5 protein-coding genes and 1 pseudogene are annotated in these 5,915 nt (G+C 64.1%); 2 read left to right on the top strand and 4 right to left on the bottom strand.

Translation table 11 applies throughout. The features are described 5' to 3' along the window. Positions 1-373: 373 nt before the first annotated feature. The 4 genes from C5O27_RS09150 to C5O27_RS09135 form a co-directional block, all read right to left on the bottom strand. Positions 374-1,237 carry an ABC transporter permease gene (locus C5O27_RS09150; RefSeq protein ID WP_127962549.1) on the bottom strand — a complete coding sequence of 288 codons (864 nt, stop codon included), beginning with the start codon at positions 1,235-1,237 and terminating at the stop codon, positions 374-376. Further along, positions 1,234-2,010, bottom strand: a complete 777-nt coding sequence (locus C5O27_RS09145) for an ABC transporter permease (protein ID WP_244216638.1) — start codon at positions 2,008-2,010, stop codon at positions 1,234-1,236. Before C5O27_RS09145 ends, C5O27_RS09150 begins: the two co-directional genes overlap by 4 nt. A 58-nt stretch (positions 2,011-2,068) precedes the next feature. Next, complete coding sequence (locus C5O27_RS22840; RefSeq protein WP_208651459.1) at positions 2,069-3,565, bottom strand: ATP-binding cassette domain-containing protein; 1,497 nt, start codon at positions 3,563-3,565, stop codon at positions 2,069-2,071. 301 nt (positions 3,566-3,866) lie between these two features. Beyond that, positions 3,867-4,877 carry a glycosyltransferase family 2 protein gene (locus C5O27_RS09135; protein ID WP_244216619.1) on the bottom strand — a complete coding sequence of 337 codons (1,011 nt, stop codon included), beginning with the start codon at positions 4,875-4,877 and terminating at the stop codon, positions 3,867-3,869. A 514-nt stretch (positions 4,878-5,391) separates the two neighbouring features. Between C5O27_RS09135 and C5O27_RS22965 the strand changes: the two are divergent. Both C5O27_RS22965 and C5O27_RS09125 read left to right on the top strand, forming a co-directional pair. After that, a pseudogene (locus tag C5O27_RS22965) lies at positions 5,392-5,524 on the top strand (phosphoribosyltransferase); the annotation flags it as partial. A gap of 4 nt (positions 5,525-5,528) precedes the next feature. Further along, a complete protein-coding gene (locus C5O27_RS09125; protein ID WP_127962547.1) occupies positions 5,529-5,915 on the top strand; it encodes a GNAT family N-acetyltransferase in 387 nt (128 codons plus the stop codon).

Here is a 5,915-nt window from a genome sequence, read left to right as displayed (position 1 = left end):
GTCTCCTGACCACTCCCTCGCTAGTCCTGCACTCGATTAAGACCTCACGACTTTGCCGATGGCAATCGTCCAGACCCTCCACTTTTCGCCGTGACACAGAATCTCCATGCTATTTCACCCGATCCGGTTCGACGCAAGCGGGATGCAAAACCAGCCCTGAGAATTCCATCGTTGAATGACGGTCCCCCGTTACGCGTATAAGCGGACCCGCTGCGCCGGGGCCCGGTTGGCCGGGTGGCGCCGGTATCCGACCATTCTGCCCGCTGACCTGCAGTTATTGTCCACCCAAGTGGTCCAGGACGACCTCCGGTGGCTGATGGGTCGGCCGGCCCAGGCATCATTTGACGAGATGACCCGGCTGATCGGAGGTCGATCATCGATCTCTGGCCGCTTTTCTGTATCCGCGAAGTGCGGGATATACGGAAACCCCCAGAATCACCACGGTCCACACCGCCACCTTCACCAGATTGCTTGTCAGCGGACCACCGGCGGCCAGCGCACGCATCGCTTCGATCGCGGGTGTCATGGGTTGATTCTCCACGACTGGTTGTAGCCACGTGGGATATGCACTGATCGGCGAGAAACCCGAGTTGAAAAACATCAGCAGACTCGAGACCAGGCCGAGGTAGGGCACAATCGGCGCGCCCGGGCGCGCACTCACCGCCAGGGCGAGGGTCAACGTCGCGAAGGCCGCCCCGTACGCCAGCGCCACCAGTACCAGTCCGACCGCGGAGCCGAATCCCTGGGTGAAACGGAAGCCGATGAGATGACCCGCTGCGAGCAGGATGATCGTCGTGACCAGGATTCGGACGATCTCCGAGGCGACCCGCGACGTCAGATCAGCGGCGCGATGTATGGGCAGCACATACAGACGGGCGAGCAGGCCCGTGGCTCTTTCCTGGTTGAGTCTGGTCGCGGTGGCGATCGAACCGAACATCGCACCCACCAGGATCACCAGTGGAACCGTCCCGTAGGCACTGTTCTGTCCGGTCGCCGATCCGATCGCATCACCGAGAACGACCTTGAACATCAACATGCTGAGAGCGGGGAACACCAGTGCCTGGATGAGGGTGGGAACGTCGCGCACGAACACGAGGATCTGACGTCCCGCGAGAGGCAGAGCCTGAGTCCAGAGAGCGCGCGCGCTCGTCTCCGAGGGGACTGAAGACTGGGTCGAGGTGACGAAATGGCGATCTGGTGAACCGATGTCCACGAGATTCACGTCGGTGCCGGTCATCCGCGAGTCCTCCGAGTGCTCACGGCCAGCAGAACCAGCGCCGTGACAGCCAGGCCCGTGCACCACCACAGCGAGGGTGTCAGCAGATGCCACGTCGCGGTTCCGGCGTCCAGCGCGCGCATCGAGTCCGCGAATTGCGAGATCGGTTGATTGCGGACGAACGGTTGAATCCACTCTGGGAACTCAGAGAGGGGTACGAGTCCGGTCGACATCATGCCCAGAATCAGCGTCGGCAGCGAGAGCGCCTGACTGGTGGCCTCCGGGCTGCCTGCGACGAGCCCGATTCCGTCCGCGACCCACGCGAACAGCACACCGATCAGCCCGGCGAACGCGAAGAGACCGAGGGTACCCCAGAACCCGCCGCCGGGTCGCCAGCCGATGGCAAGCGAGGCCAGCGTCGCGCACACCAGCGACATCAACAGCAACACACCATTGGTCGCCGTGCGCGCGAGCATAGGGACCAGGGGAGACATGGGCAGAACCCGGAACCGCGTGTTGATCCCCTGGGCGCCGTCGAAAGCAGCCCGCATGGCGGCCGAGGACGCGGCGAAGTTGATCGACTGCAGGAACACGATCGGCATGAGGAACTGGCCGTAGTTCATTCCCGGCGCCATGTCCATGATGCTTCTGAGCGGAAGGTAGAAGCACAGCGAGACCAGCACGGGCGATACCAGGGCGAAGACGGCCTCGCCGCCGCGTAGCACCTTGCTGACGCCCCGGCCCGACAGCGCCCACCACTGCTGCAGCGCGCGAACCGTGAGCTGGGGCGTCATGTCTATGCTGGACTCGGCCGGAGACGGCGCAGCCACCGTGGACGTCTGCGTCGTCATCTCAGATCGACTTCCGATCGCGCCGCGGGTCCGTCAGCGCCAGGAAGACCTCGTCCAGGGACGGGCGTCTCATGGCCACGTCCGACAGCGGGATGTCCGCGTCGGCAGTACGCCGGATCACCTCGACGAGCGTCTCCGGGCCGTCGGGAGCGGGGACCGCGACGGCGTGCTCGTCGGGGTCCGGGATCGAATCGCCGATGAGGTCGGCGAGCAGATCCCGCAGCCGGGGGAGATCCGTCGCATGTGTAGGGGTCACCTCACAATAGGCCGCGCCCGTCGATGCCTTGAGCTCGTCCGACGTCCCCTCGGCGATGACCCGACCCTTGTCGATCACAACAATGTTGTCGGAGAGGACGTCGGCCTCCTCGAGGTACTGCGTGGTGAGCAGGATGGTCACCCCGGACGCACGCAGTTTCTCGACGAGGGTCCACACCTCCTGGCGACTCCGCGGATCGAGACCGGTTGTGGGCTCGTCCAGGAACACGACCTTGGGTGCGGTCACCAGTCCGCACGCGATGTCGATCCGCCGACGCATGCCGCCGGAGTACTCGCGGACGCGTTTCGAACCGACGTCGGTGAGCGAGAACGCGTCGAGCAACTCGTCGGCACGGGCACGCGCCGCCGCTTTGGGGAGCCCGAGCAGGCGGCCGAACAGCACCAGGTTCTCGCGCCCGGTGAGTGCTTCGTCGAGCGCCGCGAACTGTCCCGTCAGCATGATCGACTTGCGCACCGCAGCGGCCTCGTGCGACACGTCGTGGCCGTGGACGGTGGCAGTGCCCCCATCAGGTTTCAGGAGGGTGCACAGCATGTTCACGACCGTCGTCTTACCGGCTCCGTTGGGCCCGAGCAGGGCGACGATACTCCCCGAGGGCACCGAGAAACTGACGTCCTCGACGGCGACCATGTCCTTGAATCGTTTGTGGAGGTTCGTGGCTTCGATGGCGATCCCTCGCTCGACGGTGAGCGTGGAGGTTTTTTCGCCGGGGTCGGCCGGTACAGGCACGATCCAGGAATCCCCCGGCTCGGCCGGCGTGGAGGATGTCGGGTTCGGTACCCCTACCTCCTCGAAGCACTGGGTCTGGACATCGTCAACGCCTGGTGTCGCCCCGTGGTCATCACCGGATGACGAGTCGTGGTCCGTGAATCCGTCCTCAGCGGGACCGAGCGGCCGCGCGTCGGACCGCTCTTGGGCCACCTGCCGCTCGCCGGTCGGCTCATCTGCGGTCGGCTTCTCAGCGGTCGGCTTCTCAGCGGCCCGGACGACTTCGGTCGACCCGTCTGCGTTCAGGTGTGAACGAATGCCGCGATCCGACCCATCGCCGCCGTTCGACGTCTCGTCCTCGTCGTCGCGCTCGGCGCGCCATCGGCGCAGCTGCTCCACGACGGGGTCCGGTAGGACGAAAGGGTCCTCGGGCTGCGAGGAAAGAGACTCCTCCAGCCGTTGATGGCGGGGCGCGTAGGACGCGACCGTTGGTCGCTGACCGTTGGCCTCGGACATGTCTTCCTCTTCGCGTCGGGAACTGGGGACGAATCTTGATGGTCTCGGCGCCTCGCCTTCGTATCCCGCCACGGAAACGGATGGGCGCGATTGGGCGTCAAGCATCCACGACAACAAACTTACGCACGAATCCGGGCCAAGGCCGTCATTCGCATGCTCTGTCGCGCCGGGATGAGAAAAAGTTACCGTTCACGAACGCCGGTTCAGAAAGACACCCGGTACGACACCGGGCGACGCCGACTCGGTTCGAGTGGACGGTTCGGACCACGACAGATCGACCGGGTTCCGAATCCGCCGGAATCTACGAATGGAAGCGATCCGGTTCTACCGTTCGTTCGTCCTTGGCCCGGCGGCTCGTCACGAGTCCGCGATCGCGGTCGAGCGGTGTGAAGAGGCGGTGCGGCCGCCAGTTCTTCCGGTCGTTGTCCCAAGGCCGGAACAGCAGCCACATCACCGTGAACGTCATGTACCGGAATGGGAGCTCGACCTTCAGCGCCTTGACCGCGGCCGGATTGTTCCGGCCGCGCGCGGTCCGGATCCCGCCGGAGATGTAGGACCGGTTCTTCCAAGGCGAGTGACGGAGTTGACAACACGACGCATCGACGAGCAACCCCGGATCGAAGAACATCCGGTGGCCGGCCTCTGACAGTGCAAGACCCAAATCGAGGTCCTCCCAGATCTCGAGCGGCGTCTGAAGGCTCTCGCGGACTTCTGACCACACAGATCGCCTGATCGCATAGTTGGGCCCGTGAACGCTCCCGGTCTCCCCGCCGTCCGCAAGCGGACCGAGGTTCCACGTCTGCAGACGCCGCTGTAGTTCATACGACGGCCCGTCCCACGTCAGCACCAAACCGGTGAGCGCGGCGAAGTCCGCTCCGATCTCGCTGTCGAAGAAGGAGACGATCCTATCGGCCCAGTCGGCACCGACGAGAGAATCCGCGTCCGTCTTCGCAATGATGTCCGTGGTCGCCGCGTCGAAACCGCACCGTCGAGCTGCAATCACCCCTGGCTCGGATTCCACGATACGTTTCACATTGGGGTGGGCGCTCACGTAGCGGTCCACGATGTCCGGGGTGGCGTCGGTGGACGCATTGTCCACCACGATGATCTCGTCGATCACCCTGGTCTGGGCGATCAGTCGATCGAGGCATCGGCCGATGAGTGCCTCTTCGTTGAACGCAGGGACGACGACGGTCAAAGTACTCATGATCCTCCGATTGCACTCAGCAGGGAATTCACGGCAGCAAACGGCCGATGTCTCGTAGTGGTAGAGAATCGGCCACCGCTCCCGCTTTGCGAGCCCGGACTTCACGTCCGATGTGCGCCTGCGCGAGAGCACTGACAAATCAACCGAAAGGCTACGTCGATTGTCTGGGATATTCAGCGTGAGATCGGGGTTGCGTACTTTTCAGCATTGCGCGATGCGGATAAAGATTCTCGAAAACCCGACATCCCCGATCACCCGGGCCACCCGGTTTGCGATGCAAAGGCGCGCCGACCTGCGACACCGCGACCGGGTTCGGCACCCACCGTCCCGAAGCCAAACGAGACGATGACAGTGATCACGACGCGGGCCCACCGTCAGGTCCGAAGCCGGTGTCCGCATATCGACCTGCTGTGATCTATTCCGATCCGCAACAGCATCGAATTCGAAGCCGGTTCCACAGCCCGATGAAAACCGCCGATATGCATCGACGTGAAATAGCCGGTTCAATTCTGGTCTCCCGGCTCGGCTACCCACCTAATGTCGTTGTGAACCCGCAGTACAGGTTCGAAGAATCTCTCTGTGCTGATTTGTCAAAACAAATCTCGAGAACCTTCCGCGTGAGACCCTCTCGGAACCGGTGTTGCTCCCGTCACTGTTCGAGTCGAGCGGTCTGACCGATCAACGGGTGACGGACGACGGACAAGTGGATCAACTTCCCGTGGTCCGTCGACGGGCCGGTCATGACAAGGTGACACCGTGACCCAAAACGAGCAGACCACCGACAAGACCGGCGCGCAGACGTCGGTGCGCGACAACGGCGCGGCGCAGCGATACGAGATCACCGTCGCCGGGACCACCGACGCCGTCGCCGGCGTCGCCGAGTACCGGGACCGCGGCGACGACTCCGCGGCGAGCACCGAGAGGGTTTTCTTCCAAACCGAGGTCGCCGAGGAGTTCGGCGGTCGCGGACTCGCGACGATCCTGGTCCGCGAGGCCCTTGACGACGCCAGGTCACGCGGGCTGATCATCATCGGGGTGTGCCCGCTGGTGGCGGCGTTCCTCGAGAAGCATCCGGAGTATGCCGACGCCACGCGGCCGGTCACACCCGACGTTCTCCGCTGGCTCCGGCGTCAGCAGTCCTGA

Source organism: Gordonia alkanivorans, from assembly GCF_004011905.1.
GTDB classification, from domain to species: Bacteria; Actinomycetota; Actinomycetes; order Mycobacteriales; family Mycobacteriaceae; genus Gordonia; species Gordonia alkanivorans.
This window is presented reverse-complemented; position numbering and strand designations above follow the sequence as displayed.

Excerpts from the sequence above, each read along its gene's own strand:
- C5O27_RS09145 (WP_244216638.1), bottom strand. The coding sequence starts at position 2,010 with ATGACGCCCCAGCTCACGGTTCGCGCGCTGCAGCAGTGGTGGGCGCTG.
- C5O27_RS22840 (WP_208651459.1), bottom strand. The coding sequence starts at position 3,565 with ATGTCCGAGGCCAACGGTCAGCGACCAACGGTCGCGTCCTACGCGCCC.
- C5O27_RS09150 (WP_127962549.1), bottom strand. The coding sequence starts at position 1,237 with ATGACCGGCACCGACGTGAATCTCGTGGACATCGGTTCACCAGATCGC.